Below are 12,487 nucleotides of genomic sequence, written 5' to 3'. Positions count from 1 at the left end.
TCTCTTCTGGTAGCGGTATTTCTCTCCCAATGGAAATAGCCGATATGGAAAACACAAACTTACCCAACGCTTCTGAAACCATCCCCAACACCCTCACCCTTTATCGCCAACTGTTTAACCACCTCGATCTCAGCGCTTTTAACCCTTCAGAACTTTTAGACCTGGCCGCACTCTCTGCCGAGCAGGCGGAAGGGCTGTGCCACGGCCTGATGCTGTTCGGCCATTTACTGCAAAAGGCCCCGCAATTGGATACCGAAGACTGGGAGCAAATGAATCGCTATCTCAATGCCACGGCGCATCTGGTTCCTGCGTTGTGTAATCTTTATGGGCGGGCGTTGCGGGAGATGGAAACCTGCGGCTAACATAGAACAACCTGCCAGGGCGATGCCCGTTTGCACCGCCCTTCACTCTTATCAGAATAGAAATTTCTAGTAAGTACGATTTTTTCGGTATGAACAGTCAGATATGGCCTATGTAGACGAAAAAGTGCCGCATACAGCAATGTTATTACGTCAAAGAGGTCTAACAAGCGGATTATCGCTATCTATCCCCACTACAGACATAATCTGGCCAGCTTAGCATAGCGATATCGCTGCGAATGTACTCTGGTAGCCAGTTTATTGAGTCCTCATTTCGGTTTCTGAAACCGCACTCCCAGATTTCGAATACGCGCCACCCGGCAGCATGTAGTCGCATCTTAACTTGAATATCACGTTGTCTGTTGGTTGCAAATTTCTTCATCCAGAATTTTGGGCGCGTTTTAGGTGTAGTAGCATACTTGCATCCATCATGACGGTGCCAAAAGCACCCATGAATAAAGATGCATAACTTATAGCGAGGCATGACGATATCGGGTTTACCAGGCATGCTACTGACATGTAGTCGATACCTAAAGCCCCGCACGTGCAGATAGGCTTCACAAGCCTCAACACAGCACGTATTATATAAAATATTTTTATTGATATGATGACGTGCAGGGACTAAAAAGGAAGCTTTTGTGCAAGGAATGCTCACAATGATAAGTAAAGATTCACGAATCGTTCTGGAAGCATGGCAAGAGTATATAAAGCTAAACGGTGTCGAAAAAAGCAAAATATCTGCTAGTGAACTGCATGAATCCCAACAGTTAATGCTGTCCGCACAAGATTGCGATGAGAATGAGCGCGGCGTTTTTATCACTCTGCCACCGGCAACCCTTGCCTACCTGCGCAAGCGCTTTGTCAAGAAAGATGGGAAAGGGAATATAGAGCATATTGAACCTTTGCAAATTATGTTCCCCATCCTGCGTATTAAAGAAAAGGCAAGAAATCAAAAACACGCCCTCTTTTTGCCGCTGTTTATGGCCCAACTCCCCGAATCGCTTTTTCGTGATGAAACTACCGATAAAATCCTGCTCCCGGTAAAGGACGGTTTGCGTGTTCAAGCCATGCCTTACGCTTGCCGGGAGATTCTGAACACCGACATTGCCGAGCTGGGTGAAAACCGGCACATGATGAGCCTGGTCGGCGCCCTGACCAGCACCAAGTTCGAGAGCTTCTTTTCAGCTTTCAGCGCGCTGGAAGAGTGGTTGAAAAGTAAACTTTCCAACCACCATTATGCCGTTCCGGAATCGGGCTTCAATCTGCTCATCGCCCCGCTTCACAACGACGACGAACAAACGAAAAGTGATGGCAAAGACTACGAAGCACTGTGCGACAGCGATAACAAGTGTGCCTATCCGCCGCTGGAACGGTATTTGACCTACAACCATGACGAACAACATCCTGTTCATTATCGGGATGTCGCGACCTGCGGCCTCTTTGAAGAGACCTGGCCGTTGGGCCATGGGCAAATGCAGGCCATCCAGGCTATTAATCAGGATGAACTTCTGGTTGCCGTGCAAGGCGCCCCCGGCACGGGTAAAACGACGTTATTTAAATCGCTGATTGCGCAAAAGATTGTCGAAAGAGCGCTTCGGTTAATAAACGATGATGATGTCAATCTGGGTATGCTGGTCACGTCAACGGCCATTAAAGCGGTTGAAAATATCATCGACGACTTACGCCAAGACCCGCTTACGCAGGATCTGAATTGGTTGTGGTTCCAAGCTGGCTCTAAAGAGCAAATCAATAAAGAATTACTGCGATTGGACGCCTTACTGCATTCATGGCAAAGCGAAGTGTATGAAGAACAACTGCAAACGGCCCATGCCAGCGTGTTGAAAACAGGTCAGGCGGAAATCCTCCACTGTTTTACCCAATATCAAGATAGCGTCGAGCAAGCCAAACAGGCCCTGCTCTCATATCCTGATCTGACGGCGTTCCAGGCCTATTTCGAGCAACGCCTGCAACAGCTCTCTACTGTGGCTAACGAGCATGGATTGAGTTCCGCAGTATCAGGCCCCCAGCATTTAACGGAATTGCTGGTTCAGGTTGAAGCGCATCAGGAAAGCATTTCTCGCGAATATACCAAACGCATCAATGCCAAAAAACACGCGAAAGCGTTAGAAGCGACGTGGCCATTGCCCCATAGCTGGAATGAAATAGTTCAGTGGATGCAAACAAGCCCACTGCGTTCGCCGCTGGAACAAGGCTACAGTAGCTATCCTCAAACGGGCCTCGCCGCCTTGTTCGCCCGGCTTTTCTCTGCACGCCACACGGCAACCCGTCAAAAACTGGAAAGCTTTTATCCGGAAGAATTTCAGTATTTTAAATTGGCGGGCCAGCCCCATGCCGTTCTTGCACAACTGGTTACGGCGACAAACTCGCTGGAAAACAACGCGGAATTATGTGCCCATTTAAACACTCTGCAAGAACCTGCTCCGGACCCGCAGCACAGCGCTGCGCTGGATGCATTGAGGGAAGACGTACAGGCGGTCATCGATCTCCAGATACAGCTCGAAAACGCCCGGCAAAAAGCCAATGCACTGCAAACGCATTTTCCGGAAGGCTCATGGTGCGACATCCTTCGTCAGCGCTTTATCAAAACCCATCGTAGCATGTTCGCTGCCTCCATTGGGTATCTCTGGCAAGAGCAGTTAAAGCAGAAAAATGAGCTGGAAGACGTGCTAAGCCATTGGCGAAGCCTGCTTGGCAATGGCAAAGCCCCAAAATTTTATTGGTGGAAAGATCGCTTCGACCAGTTCTACCGATTGTTGTCGCTCGTTTACCCGGTGATGGCCACCACATTGGTTTCCGCACGCAAGGCCGCAGGCTATCAATGGCTTAACGATCTTAACGGCCATAAGCCATGGCATTTAGCGCTTTGCGATGAGGCTGGGATGATGTCCGCAGAATCATTAGTTCCCCTGTTAAGCCGCTGTGAGCGCGCTATGGTGGTCGGTGACCCCCTGCAAATCGAGCCGATACGCAATTTATCTGAAGCCGGGCAAAACCAGATACGTGAGAAATATTTCGCTCAGGACAACACACTTTTCGAACGAATCTCACCAATGACAGTCACCGCTTATCACCGTGCGGCCGGCACGCAATCGGGACACGTCAGCGATATTGGCAACGGCATTGTCCTGGATGAACATCGCCGCTGCCAAACACCGATCGCCAATCTGTTCTGTAAATTAGCAGGTTATCGCGGCATCAGTATTGAAACGGCACCGGCCAAAACTCGCATTAGCGAGGCCTTTAAAGAAATGGGCGAGCATCATTTGATGTTCTATAGCGTCGAAGGGCAAAAAGGCAGTGCGGTCAATACCAACACGGATGAAGTCGATGCCATCGAACAGTTGCTCGATAAACTGGAAGACGCCGGCTATGACTTGACACAAGATATCGGTATCGTTACCCCGTATTCCAATCAGAAAATATTGTTAATACAGCGCCTTGGCAAACGGTTGAATCACTATTCCTCCCCCCGAATCGGCACCGTGCATCAATTTCAGGGGGTAGGTTTTGAAGTAATCATTTATAGCCCGGTAATTTATCACGCCCGTGATGGTGAAATTTTCCAGAATAAAGCGCCAAATATGTTGAACGTGGCGGTCTCACGTGCAAAACAACAATTCATTATCGTTGGCAATTATCAGCGATTGGTCAGAGCCGGGGGCTATTTAAAAACACTGGCCAATGCAGTAGCGGAAGATTTCTTACTGGAATTCGGCTCACAGCACCCGCAGTTCGATACCTTGCAAAATAGTCCTCATCGCTTGGCCTATTATCACGATTGCGAGCACATAGCGGCCTTTACCGCCCTAGCTGCCATGTGCGAAAAAGAGTTAATCGTGATATCACCGTGGATTCGCTATGGGGAAAAAAGCGGATTTGGCCAACCACCGCAGCTAAAACTATTGGCTGAAGCTCAGCGCCGCGGCGTTAATGTGAAAGTTTACTACGGCTACTACCGACAGAACTATCAGAATGAGGATAGCGAACCGGCGTTAGTTGCACAGTATTGCGAATTGTTAGGCCACGATAACGTCATTCGTCTACCGGAAGGGACGCACGAGAAACTGATTATCATCGATGGAGAACGAGTGATTCTGGGCAGTTGGAATTGGCTCTCTCATGGCTATAGACGCTATTGCGAGAGAGAGGAATGGCAGAGGTTAGCCATACGCAGGGAAACCAGTGTAGAGCTGCATGATACTGATTTTATAAATAAATATAAAAGTTCACATTTAATTTAAAATAAACCTGTAAGTCAACCTGAAGCCGAGCATTCGCCAAAGGTGCTCGGCTTTAGGGTGATGAGTTACGGAATAATAATCAAAAACCTTTCACCCGAGAAATACTTTAACCGGAAGCCAGGCACATTATTGATGCTTCCCACAATAATCAGAAACTAACAGATCAGCTTCAGTAACATGCTATGCATGGCCCTGACCGTACCGCGCACTATCACTATCACCCTACCAACCGCGCGCACTGCTGCCTGATACCCTCAAAAATGCATTCCGCTAATTCGGCTGGGAACGAATCAGGTAGCAGTCCAATGACACGATCAATCACTCCCGGGGTTGCTGCCAGCAGCTCTTCAATAATGGATTCAACCTCCTGTTGGCCTAACCCGGTTATTTCACCGTGTTTTATCCAGTGGCGGCGTCGGATCTGGCTAAGCAGGTAATGGTTACTGCTCCCTCGAACGGCCATCGCCAGTTTGCACTTCTGCCAGGCTATCTGGTTATTGCCCGGGCCAATCAGCGGCCAGGCCGATAGCACATCGTACAGTGGCGTCAGGTGGTAACGATTTTGGGGTAAATGCGCAAGACTGAAATTCTTTGCGTGGCCATCTGTCGCGGCCAGCAGCCAAAAAATAATCTGCGCTTTAAAGAAGTGCCTGCGATCTGTTTCAGCCTGTTCCGAGCGACTCAGAATTTCCATAATATCGGTAATGCCGGGGCCACCGTCTGATTGATACTTCCTCAGCGGCGAAACGCCCAGAGCCTGGCACATATCCTCTTGCGGCAGGCGGATCCACCACTGTTTATCGCTTGATAGTTTCCTGTCAAAACGCTCAACGATCAGTGCCTTTTGATCTTCAAACTGCGCAATATGGGTACTTGCTACTGGCACACCATAGTTTTCAACAATCAGGGAGCAGAGCCATTCATTCTCGATGGACGTGCTCATATCGGCCCGCATGTTTCCGACCAGACCTAGCGCTAATTTGAAAATATGCGTGGTCGGCGTATTTCCCTCAGGTAAACACCACTGGTTGTCATGCCACAGCAGCGCCGTTTTTTCCTGGGCGCCGGCGATGGATAAACGCAGATCGTCATCCTGCCCCTGTCGCCCCGGTAACGTCGTGGTGGTATTGCGGAGCATTTCGGCGATTTGCGCCTCTGCCAGCGGGCGTTGCCTGATGGAAAATATATCCGCAGGTTGCTCACCGATATCGAGAAGCTGTATGGCACCAACACAGTCGCGGCCCAGTTCGGCCAATAAGTCGAAAGGGTCCAGACTGTCGGCATGATAGCGCATAGCCAAACGTCGGCGGATCCCCTCGCTATCTGGCAGCAGGTTATCGAAATAATCGCGCACCACGCTACCGCGATAAGGCTGATTCCCCGGCGTGAAAGGCAAAGAAAGCGACAAAGGCCTCCCCTGACTATCTGCAATCCACTCTGGCAGATACTCAAGCCGATCCTCACCTCTACGCTTTTCCCAATATCCCACCGGAATACCGTTCATCCAGATAGCTAACCGTTGTTGCGAACGACGCATCTCGTCACCACTGTTCCCGTCTTGCAGGCGAGTCTATATGAGTTGTAGAGGTTTCTTCCGTTTCACATCCCGGGGAGGCAAGCGCTGAGAAAAGCACCATTTCAATCCCCAGCACATTAAACACCCTAAAAAGGCGCTCCAGACTGGCTGAAGCAGGGTTTGACTCCAGGCGCGCATAGGTCTGTTGAGTAACGCCCAGCCTCTCCGAAACGTCTTTTTGCGTCAGGCCTTTTGCTTTACGAAACCCCACCAGCAAAGGGCGTAGCTGGCTCAGTGTTTTTAACGGATAGACGGTATTCATAAATAGCGGCTCGCTGGCTTATCGCTGTGTACAGATTATAAGCTATTTTGCTCACGTTACACCTTATAGGCTGTAAATGCAAAATACAGCTCATAGGGTGTTTTGTCATCAATACAGCTTATATGCTGTTAATTTGGAGGGCAAGCTAGCTGCGGAACGGAGTGCTTACTATGCAGTAGCGCTGGCAAAACTTACTCCGGGCATTGGCGATCTTCTCTGGTGCTCATCAGCGCGGGTCAATGCAGCAGTTATTGAAAAAGTAAGCCACTTTATGAAATCGCCAGTCCGTTCTCCAGTGCAACCAAAATTCCTGAGCGGCTAACTCGCATGTTCACATTAAAACCTAATACGGCTCCAACATAACCTCTTCACCCCGTTTCCACACGATAAACCCGGTCTCATAAGGATGCAAAGGCGTACTAACAATAACACTGTATCCTTCACCAGGGATAAAATCATACTCACCGATGCCGGGCACGCACTTCCCCGGTTCCAATGCGACAGGCGTGTTTGCATATGACTTTTCATAGACATAATTGTCATTGCCATACTTCCATATAGCTACCCTGAGAATGGACTCTACTCTTTCCATGTCATTCTTATCGACAAAAACGCAGATCTTGCTACCTACAGTCGTTGCTTTTGCCGGGCGTAAATTGACTTTATCCCCCATAGGGCAACCAGAGATAAAAAGAGGAATAAAGAGTAAGAGGAATTTTTTCATAGTGGCAGCCCTGCGCTTCTGATTATGGGTTGAAATTTTGACAATGTACTTCTGTCTACTATCCCTGAGTAATTCCTACCGTATAAACCGATAAAATCGTTAACGCCAAACTTCTTGAGATAGAAATAGTCTGCAATTATAGATGCTTGCTGCTCCATACTATACTCACGCAACAACAACCGATCGAGCCGATATTGATAGCTCACCGCCCAACTGAGAAGCCCACGGGTGCGTACCCACATGCCCTTCTGGTGCTGCCAAACGTGTGCCATCTCATGAATGAAAAGATGCTGAGCTTCAGGATCTTGGCTCGCATAATCTCTTTCATAAAGTGACCTACGAAAGTACAACTCCCCATTCGGGCTCATCGCCGTGTACTGATTCTGCAATCCAAACGGCAGGTAGCTGTCGCAGTGAACCAACACGCTCTGATAGAAAATGGTGCTGCCAAACACTGAACGCGCCAGATTGATTTCGCCCGGCGTTAACGCGCGCGTGATCCCTTCCTGTTGCGGCTCCATCCTGGAATTCCTTGATCCGAAAGGGTTCAATGAAACGCCATTTTAGTCTTTAAGGTCAATCAGATAGGCCTTAGGAAAGCATCAGGAAGATCCGGTTTTTACTGAAATGGGAAATACGTCAATACAGAGTAAAGTGGGTAGGTAATTGCGGCAGGCAGATTACAGGCACAAAAAAACCACCTTTCGGTGGCTTCTTGTTCGCGCGGTACTTAATGGTGCCGAAGGCCGGACTCGAACCGGCACGTATCTCTACGGTTGATTTTGAATCAACTGCGTCTACCGATTTCGCCACTTCGGCACTGAAGTAGTATGCGGAAAACGGGTGCATTATACCTTTCAGCGATCCGCGTGCAACACTTATCCGTTGTTCAATGAGTTAAGTGTTGAAAAAAGCGCCGCAGCGCACGTTTGCCTGCCCTTCCTCGCCGCTTTCCCGCCCCGCCTGCTTCACAAGCCTTGTGGCGCATCACATTAATTATCACAAGATAGTGTTGCACGACAAAACGCCGATAAAACCCAATAACAAACAATTAATCATAAAGTTAAATAACGAAACCACCCCAACCCCCACGCTGGCATTTGTGATAACTGTCGCTTACTTGTTAATCGCGATGGTTGAAGATGTTCCTCCATAACAAAAAATAACAGCTTCGCGGCGCCCCTGCCGCCGCCGGGGCCACAGGAGCGAACATGATCCCGTCCGAACGCCGCGATTACATCTATCGCTATGTGCATGAATACCAGCTGGCGAGCATCAGCGCGCTGTCGGAGCTGATGAGCGTCTCCCACATGACGGTGCGGCGCGATATCCGCGTGCTGGAAGAGCAAGGCAAGGTGGTCAGCGTCAGCGGCGGCGTGCGCCTGAGCGAGGCGCTGCGCCAGGAGCTGGCCTATTGCGAGAAGGCGCAGCTGCACCATCGCCACAAGCGCGAGATCGGCAAATACGCCGCCGGCTTGGTGGAAGACGGTCAGGTGGTCTATCTGGACGCCGGCACCACCACCTTCGAGATCGCCCGCAGCCTGGCGGAGCGTTTCAATCTGACGGTAGTCACCAACGATTTCTCCATCATCCAGCACCTGATGAATCGCCCGCAGCTCAGCCTGTTCCACACCGGCGGCCAAGTGGATCAGCGCAACTACTCCTGCGTCGGCAACAGCGCCGCCATGCTGTTGCGCAGCCTGAATATCGACGTGGCCTTCATCAGCACCAGCTCCTGGGATCTGGAGCACGGCCTCTCCACGCCGCACGAGGAGAAGGTGCTGGTCAAGCAGGCGCTGCTGGAGGTCGCCCGCCGCCGGGTGCTGGTCTCCGACAGCAGCAAGTACGGCAAATACGGCATGTTCCGCGTCTGTCCGCTGGAGGCGCTGAGCGACATCATCTGCGACGCCGCGCTGCCGCCGGAGGCGCAGCAGCTGCTGCGCGAGCGCGGTCTGCAACTGCACAACGTCCAACTCTGATAACAACAACGCTAGGGAAAGGAGCACCATATGAACATCGTCATCACCGGCGGCGCCGGTTTTCTCGGCCAGCGGCTGGCGAAAGCGCTGCTGCACGGCAGTTGCCCGCTGGCCTTCGACACGCTGATCCTGGCGGACATCACCCCGCCGCCCGCCCCGCTGCCGGATACGCGCCTGCAGTGTCTGGCGCTCGATCTGTCGCAGCCCGGCGCGGCGGAGCGGCTGATCGATGCCGACTGCGGCGTGCTGTTCCACCTGGCAGCCATCGTCAGCAGCCATGCGGAGAGCGATTTCGATCTCGGCATGCAGGTCAATTTCGACGCCACCCGCCAATTGCTGGAAGCGGCGCGCCACCGGGCGCCGGGCATGAAGTTCATCTTCACCAGTTCGCTGGCGGTGTTCGGCGGCGAGTTGCCGCCGGTGATCGACGATCGGAGTGCGGTCACCCCGCAATCCTCCTACGGCGCGCAGAAGGCGATGTGCGAGCTACTGATCAACGACTATGCGCGCAAAGGCTTCGTCGATGGCCGCGTGCTGCGCCTGCCCACCATCAGCGTGCGGCCGGGCAAGCCGAACAAGGCGGCATCGTCGTTCGCCAGCGGCATCATCCGCGAGCCGCTGCACGGTGAGCCGGCGGTGTGCCCGGTAGACGCCGAGCTGGCGCTGTGGCTCTCCAGCCCGGCTGCGGTGGTGAGCAACTTCATCCACGCCGCCACGCTGCCCGCTTCGGCGTTCGGCGCGCTGCGCACGCTCAACCTGCCCGGCATCAGCGTGCGCGTGCGGGAGATGCTCGAAGCGCTGCGCACGGTGGCCGGTGACGCCGTCGCCGCACGGGTGCGATTCGAGCCGGACGCCGCCATCAACCGCATCGTCGCCGGCTGGCCGGGCGAGTTCGACACCCGGCGGGCACAGCAGCTGGGCTTTATCGCCGATGAAAGCTTCGAGCAGGCGATCCGCGCCTTTATCCGCGACGACATGCCGCAAGGCGGGGGCTGATCATGGCGATGTATACCCCAATCATCGGGCTGGCGGTGGCGGTGTTCGCACTGATCTTCCTCGTGCTGCGCACCCGCGTGCATGCGCTGATCGCCATGCTTATCGCCGCCTCCATCGCCGGCATTACCGGCGGCATGGGCGCCACGCAAACCGTCGACGCCATCACCAAGGGCTTCGGCTCCACGCTCGGCAGCATCGGCATCGTCATCGGGCTGGGGGTGATGATGGGCCGGGTGCTGGAGGTCTCCGGCGCCGCCGAGCAGATCGCCTACAGCTTTATCAAGTGGCTGGGCAAAAGGCGCGAGGAGTGGGCGCTGGCCATCACCGGCTATATCGTCAGCATCCCGATTTTCGTCGATTCGGCGTTCGTCATCCTTTATCCGCTGGTCAAGGCGCTGGCGAAAAAGGGCAAGCGCAACCTGCTGACGCTCGGCGTCGCGCTGGCCGGCGGGCTGATCCTCACCCACCACGCGGTGCCGCCGACGCCGGGGCCGCTGGGCGTAGCGGGCATCTTCGGCGTGGATATCGGCGCCATGATGCTGGCCGGGCTGGTGCTGGCCATTCCCTGCGTGATCGGCATCGTGCTGTATGCGCGCTGGCTGGGCGCGCGCTACCCGGACTTTATGCCGCAGGAAGAGGAAGCGCCGCAGGATCTGCGCGCCGCGCATCAGCAGTATCTGGCGGAGAAAGAGGGCAAGGCGCTGCCGAGCCTGATGCTGTCGCTGCTGCCGATCCTGACGCCGATCGGGCTGATCTTCGTCAATGCGGTCAACAATATGCTGGCCAAGCGCGAGGGCATGGGCTGGCTGGCGGAAAGCCTGTGGGGCCAAAGCTTCGCGTTTCTCGGCTCGCCGATGATCGCGCTGGCGATCAGCGTACTGTTGGCGGTGTACACCCTGATGCCGCACGCCAATAAACACGACACGCTGGAGCGCCTGGAAGAAGGCCTGCAGACCGCCGGCATCATCCTGCTGGTCACCGGCGCCGGCGGCGCGCTGGGGGCGGTATTGCGCGAGAGCGGCGCCGGCACGCAGCTGGCGGAGCAGGTTGCCGGGCTGCCGATCTCGCCGGTGCTGATCCCGTTCGTCATCGCCACGCTGGTGCGGGTGATACAGGGATCCGGTACGGTGGCGATGATCACCGCCGCCTCGATCTCGGCGCCGATCGTCAGCCTGCTGCCCGGCGTCAATATGCTGGCGGCGGCGCAGGCGGCCACCCTGGGCGCGCTGTTCTTCAGCTACTTCAACGACAGCATGTTCTGGGTGGTCAACCGCATGATGGGCATCAAGGACGTGCGCCAGCAGATGATGGTGTGGTCGGTGCCCACCACTATCGCCTGGGCCATCAGCCTGTGCGGCGTGGTGTTGCTGGACTGGCTGCTGTAACGCTTCCCCCCCAACGTCAACCCCAGGGCGCGATCTGTTAGATCGCGCCCTTTTTTTTCTTCTCCCTTTCACGCCCCTCACCACAAAACCGCAGATCCGATCACAATTTCACCAAATGCTGATTTTAAAGCCATATGAAAGAGAATAAGGTGAATAAATAAAATCAAATGAAAACAAAAGAAGGATAAACGCAATGAATGAAACAACCAGACGCATGGCCAGGTTGATCGATCTGAGCGCGGTGCAGGCCACCAATACCGAGCAAGACGTGCGCCACTGCGCCGCGCTGGCCAGCCGCTATCGCATCATCTCGGTGCACGTGCTGCCGTGCTGGACGCGTTTCCTCAGCACTTTGCTGCCGGAGGGCGGTCAGGCGGACGTGATGATTGGCGGGCCGGTCGGCTTTCCCGGCGGTGGGCAGACTACCGACCTCAAGGTGCAGGAGGTACGCCAGCTGATCGCCGAGGGCGCGCGCGAGGTCGATATGGTGGTGAACATCGGCAAGGTGCTGTCGGGGGATTACGACTATGTGCGCGAAGATCTGCGCCGGGTAGTCGAGGCCGCCGCGCCGGTACCGGCCAAAGTCATTCTGGAGACGCACTATCTGAACGAGCAGCAGATCCGTCGGGTGTGCGATATCGCCGTCGAGGTCGGCATGGCCTGGGTGAAAACCTCCACCGGCTGGGCGCCGACCGGCGCCACGGTGGAGAAAGTGGCGATCATCGCCGATCAGTTGCGTGGCCGCATCCAGATCAAAGGGGCCGGCGGCATTCGCGATCTGGACACGGTGCGCGCGTTGTATCGGCTGGGCGTACGCCGCTTTGGCATGAGCGCGGCGGCCACCCAGCGCGTGCTGGAGCAGCTCGAACAGGATCCAGGCCTGTTCCCGGAACTGAACGATAACTAAATCCTGCGCGATCCCTGCGCACGCTTCTGCGGGTGGC

The 12,487-nt window shown here is 54.2% G+C and carries 13 protein-coding genes and 1 tRNA gene; 8 read left to right on the top strand and 6 right to left on the bottom strand.

Going from position 1 to position 12,487, the window contains the following annotated elements; all coding sequences use genetic code 11:
• Positions 1-44 precede the first annotated feature (44 nt).
• The gene (locus tag C3F38_RS26475; protein WP_055317395.1) at positions 45-362 is read left to right on the top strand and encodes a hypothetical protein; all 318 of its coding nucleotides are present in this window, start codon (positions 45-47) and stop codon (positions 360-362) included.
• 178 nt (positions 363-540) lie between these two features.
• On the opposite strand, the gene C3F38_RS04770 is transcribed toward C3F38_RS26475, so the two are convergent.
• The gene (locus C3F38_RS04770) at positions 541-1,014 is read right to left on the bottom strand and encodes a DNA mismatch endonuclease Vsr (protein WP_071934087.1); all 474 of its coding nucleotides are present in this window, start codon (positions 1,012-1,014) and stop codon (positions 541-543) included.
• A gap of 1 nt (position 1,015) precedes the next feature.
• Between C3F38_RS04770 and C3F38_RS04765 the strand changes: the two genes are divergently transcribed.
• Positions 1,016-4,621, top strand: a complete 3,606-nt coding sequence (locus C3F38_RS04765; protein ID WP_055317394.1) for an AAA domain-containing protein — start codon at positions 1,016-1,018, stop codon at positions 4,619-4,621.
• 217 nt (positions 4,622-4,838) lie between these two features.
• Here C3F38_RS04765 and C3F38_RS04760 read toward each other — a convergent pair whose 3' ends face one another.
• Complete coding sequence (locus C3F38_RS04760; protein ID WP_055317393.1) at positions 4,839-6,158, bottom strand: type II toxin-antitoxin system HipA family toxin; 1,320 nt, start codon at positions 6,156-6,158, stop codon at positions 4,839-4,841.
• A 4-nt stretch (positions 6,159-6,162) separates the two neighbouring features.
• Positions 6,163-6,459, bottom strand: a complete 297-nt coding sequence (locus tag C3F38_RS04755) for a helix-turn-helix transcriptional regulator (protein ID WP_071934088.1) — start codon at positions 6,457-6,459, stop codon at positions 6,163-6,165.
• Between the two features lie 76 nt (positions 6,460-6,535).
• On the opposite strand from C3F38_RS04755, the gene C3F38_RS26110 reads away from it, so the two are divergent.
• Complete coding sequence (locus C3F38_RS26110; RefSeq protein ID WP_139108046.1) at positions 6,536-6,781, top strand: hypothetical protein; 246 nt, start codon at positions 6,536-6,538, stop codon at positions 6,779-6,781.
• 21 nt (positions 6,782-6,802) lie between these two features.
• On the opposite strand, the gene C3F38_RS04750 is transcribed toward C3F38_RS26110, so the two are convergent.
• From C3F38_RS04750 to C3F38_RS04740, 3 genes are all read right to left on the bottom strand, one after another.
• Positions 6,803-7,183, bottom strand: coding sequence for a putative T6SS immunity periplasmic lipoprotein (locus tag C3F38_RS04750; RefSeq protein WP_055317392.1), 381 nt, complete (start codon positions 7,181-7,183; stop codon positions 6,803-6,805).
• Positions 7,180-7,704 carry a hypothetical protein gene (locus C3F38_RS04745; protein WP_055317391.1) on the bottom strand — a complete coding sequence of 175 codons (525 nt, stop codon included), beginning with the start codon at positions 7,702-7,704 and terminating at the stop codon, positions 7,180-7,182. Before C3F38_RS04745 ends, C3F38_RS04750 begins: the two co-directional genes overlap by 4 nt.
• Positions 7,705-7,917: 213 nt before the next feature.
• Positions 7,918-8,002 (bottom strand) — tRNA-Leu (locus C3F38_RS04740).
• A gap of 82 nt (positions 8,003-8,084) precedes the next feature.
• Between C3F38_RS04740 and C3F38_RS26105 the strand changes: the two genes are divergently transcribed.
• The 5 genes from C3F38_RS26105 to deoC all read left to right on the top strand — a co-directional run bounded on the left by C3F38_RS26105 (position 8,085) and on the right by deoC (position 12,450).
• Positions 8,085-8,339 (top strand): hypothetical protein, encoded by a 255-nt coding sequence (locus tag C3F38_RS26105; protein ID WP_139108047.1) that lies wholly within the window; start codon positions 8,085-8,087, stop codon positions 8,337-8,339.
• 55 nt (positions 8,340-8,394) lie between these two features.
• Positions 8,395-9,162, top strand: coding sequence for a DeoR/GlpR family DNA-binding transcription regulator (locus C3F38_RS04735; RefSeq protein WP_033636886.1), 768 nt, complete (start codon positions 8,395-8,397; stop codon positions 9,160-9,162).
• A 30-nt stretch (positions 9,163-9,192) separates the two neighbouring features.
• The gene (denD, locus tag C3F38_RS04730) at positions 9,193-10,158 is read left to right on the top strand and encodes a D-erythronate dehydrogenase (RefSeq protein WP_055317390.1); all 966 of its coding nucleotides are present in this window, start codon (positions 9,193-9,195) and stop codon (positions 10,156-10,158) included.
• On the top strand, positions 10,158-11,543 hold the full coding sequence (locus tag C3F38_RS04725; RefSeq protein WP_074027173.1) for a GntP family permease: 1,386 nt from the start codon (positions 10,158-10,160) through the stop codon (positions 11,541-11,543). Before denD ends, C3F38_RS04725 begins: the two co-directional genes overlap by 1 nt.
• Positions 11,544-11,736: 193 nt before the next feature.
• Complete coding sequence (deoC, locus tag C3F38_RS04720) at positions 11,737-12,450, top strand: deoxyribose-phosphate aldolase (RefSeq protein ID WP_260453045.1); 714 nt, start codon at positions 11,737-11,739, stop codon at positions 12,448-12,450.
• Positions 12,451-12,487 lie beyond the last annotated feature (37 nt).

Source organism: Serratia sp. SSNIH1, assembly GCF_002935055.1.
GTDB classification, from domain to species: Bacteria; Pseudomonadota; Gammaproteobacteria; order Enterobacterales; family Enterobacteriaceae; genus Serratia; species Serratia nevei.
This window is presented reverse-complemented; position numbering and strand designations above follow the sequence as displayed.

What these genes read in the sequence shown, in the direction of transcription:
- C3F38_RS26475 (WP_055317395.1), top strand. Translation starts at nt 45, where the DNA reads ATGGAAAACACAAACTTACCCAACGCTTCTGAAACCATCCCCAACACC.
- C3F38_RS04765 (WP_055317394.1), top strand. Translation starts at nt 1,016, where the DNA reads ATGATAAGTAAAGATTCACGAATCGTTCTGGAAGCATGGCAAGAGTAT.
- C3F38_RS04760 (WP_055317393.1), bottom strand. Translation starts at nt 6,158, where the DNA reads ATGCGTCGTTCGCAACAACGGTTAGCTATCTGGATGAACGGTATTCCG.
- C3F38_RS04755 (WP_071934088.1), bottom strand. Translation starts at nt 6,459, where the DNA reads ATGAATACCGTCTATCCGTTAAAAACACTGAGCCAGCTACGCCCTTTG.
- C3F38_RS26110 (WP_139108046.1), top strand. Translation starts at nt 6,536, where the DNA reads ATGCAAAATACAGCTCATAGGGTGTTTTGTCATCAATACAGCTTATAT.
- C3F38_RS04750 (WP_055317392.1), bottom strand. Translation starts at nt 7,183, where the DNA reads ATGAAAAAATTCCTCTTACTCTTTATTCCTCTTTTTATCTCTGGTTGC.
- C3F38_RS04745 (WP_055317391.1), bottom strand. Translation starts at nt 7,704, where the DNA reads ATGGAGCCGCAACAGGAAGGGATCACGCGCGCGTTAACGCCGGGCGAA.
- C3F38_RS04735 (WP_033636886.1), top strand. Translation starts at nt 8,395, where the DNA reads ATGATCCCGTCCGAACGCCGCGATTACATCTATCGCTATGTGCATGAA.
- denD (WP_055317390.1), top strand. Translation starts at nt 9,193, where the DNA reads ATGAACATCGTCATCACCGGCGGCGCCGGTTTTCTCGGCCAGCGGCTG.
- deoC (WP_260453045.1), top strand. Translation starts at nt 11,737, where the DNA reads ATGAATGAAACAACCAGACGCATGGCCAGGTTGATCGATCTGAGCGCG.